This is a genomic window from Flavobacterium kochi, assembly GCF_048286715.1.
Taxonomy (GTDB): Bacteria; Bacteroidota; Bacteroidia; order Flavobacteriales; family Flavobacteriaceae; genus Flavobacterium.
This window is the reverse complement of sequence record NZ_JBLVPW010000072.1, coordinates 1-1,790: the sequence shown is the minus strand read 5'-3', so window position 1 is coordinate 1,790 and position 1,790 is coordinate 1. Positions and strand designations below refer to the sequence as shown.

Sequence of the window (1,790 nt, the reverse complement as noted above, 5' to 3'; positions counted from 1 at the left end):
CTGAACATTGATGGTTTGTGAAGCAGAAGAATGGTTGCCACAATCATCTGTTGCAGTCCAGGTTCTGGTTACACTGTAATTACCTGGACAGTTGCCTGGAGTAGTTACATCAGCAAAGGTCAAGATCACTGAAGCATCACAAGTATCAGTTGCTGTTGCTTGCGCAAAGGCTGGCAAGGCTGGACAATTGATAGTGGATACAGCAGGTAAAGCTGCGATTACCGGAGCCGTGATGTCCTGAACATTGATTTTTTGTGAAGCAGAAGAATGGTTGCCACAATCATCTGTTGCAGTCCAGGTTCTGGTTACACTGTAATTACCAGGACAGTTGCCTGGAGTAGTTACGTCAGCAAAGGTCAAGGTCACTGAAGCATCACAAGTATCAGTTGCTGTTGCTTGCGCAAAGGCTGGCAAGGCTGGACAATTGATAGTGGATGGTGCTGGTAAAGCTGCGATTACCGGAGCCGTGATGTCCTGAACATTGATTTTTTGTGAAGCAGAAGAATGGTTACCACAATCATCTGTTGCGGTCCAGGTTCTGGTCACACTGTAATTACCAGGACAGTTACCGTTGGTTCTTACATCAGCAAAAGTCAAGGTCACTGAAGTATCACAAGCATCAGTTGCTGTTGCTTGTGCGAATGACGGCTCAGCTGGACAATTGATAGTGGTTTCCTCTGGTAAAGTTGCGATTACCGGAGCCGTGATATCCTGAACATTGATGGTTTGCGTAGCAGAAGAATGGTTGCCACAATCATCTGTAGCAGTCCAGGTTCTGGTCACACTGTAATTACCAGGACAGTTACCGTCGGTTCTTACATCAGCAAAAGTCAAAGTCACTGAAGTATCACAAGCATCAGTTGCAGTAGCTTGCGCAAAGGCTGGCAAAGCTGGACAATTGATAGTGGACGGAGCAGGTAAAGCTGTGATTACCGGTGCAGTAATATCCTGAACATTGATGATTTGCGTAGCAGAAGAATGGTTGCCACAATCATCTGTTGCAGTCCAGGTTCTGGTTACACTGTAATTACCAGGACAGTTACCGTTGGTTCTTACATCAGCAAAAGTCAAAGTCACTGAAGTATCACAAGTATCAGTTGCTGTTGCTTGCGCAAAGGCTGGCAAGGCTGGACAATTGATAGTGGATACAGCAGGTAAAGCTGCGATTACCGGTGCAGTAACATCATGAACATTGATGGTTTGTGAAGCAGAAGAATGGTTGCCACAATCATCTGTAGCAGTCCAGGTTCTGGTTACACTGTAATTACCCGGACAGTTACCGTCGGTTCTTACATCAGCAAAGGTCAAGGTCACTGAAGCATCACAAGTATCAGTTGCTGTTGCTTGTGCAAAGGCTGGCAAGGCTGGACAATTGATAGTGGATGGTGCTGGTAAAGCTGCGATTACCGGAGCCGTAATATCCTGAACATTGATGGTTTGTGAAGCAGAAGAATGGTTGCCACAATCATCTGTAGCAGTCCAGGTTCTGGTTACACTGTAATTACCCGGACAGTTGCCTGGAGTAGTTACATCAGCAAAGGTCAAGGTCACTGAAGCATCACAAGTATCAGTTGCTGTTGCTTGCGCAAAGGCTGGCAAAGCTGGACAATTGATAGTGGACGGAGCAGGTAAAGCTGCGATTACCGGTGCAGTAATATCCTGAACATTGATGGTTTGTGAAGCAGAAGAATGGTTGCCACAATCATCTGTTGCAGTCCAGGTTCTGGTTACACTGTAATTACCAGGACAGTTACCGTTGGTTCTTACATCAGCAAAGGTCAAGGTCACTG

General features: G+C 46.0%; 1 protein-coding gene. It reads right to left on the bottom strand.

What is annotated here, in order from left to right; all coding sequences use genetic code 11:
• Positions 1-1,790, bottom strand: a 1,790-nt coding sequence (locus tag ACNQGH_RS21830) for an HYR-like domain-containing protein (protein ID WP_470303892.1), incomplete at both ends; no start/stop codon positions are given.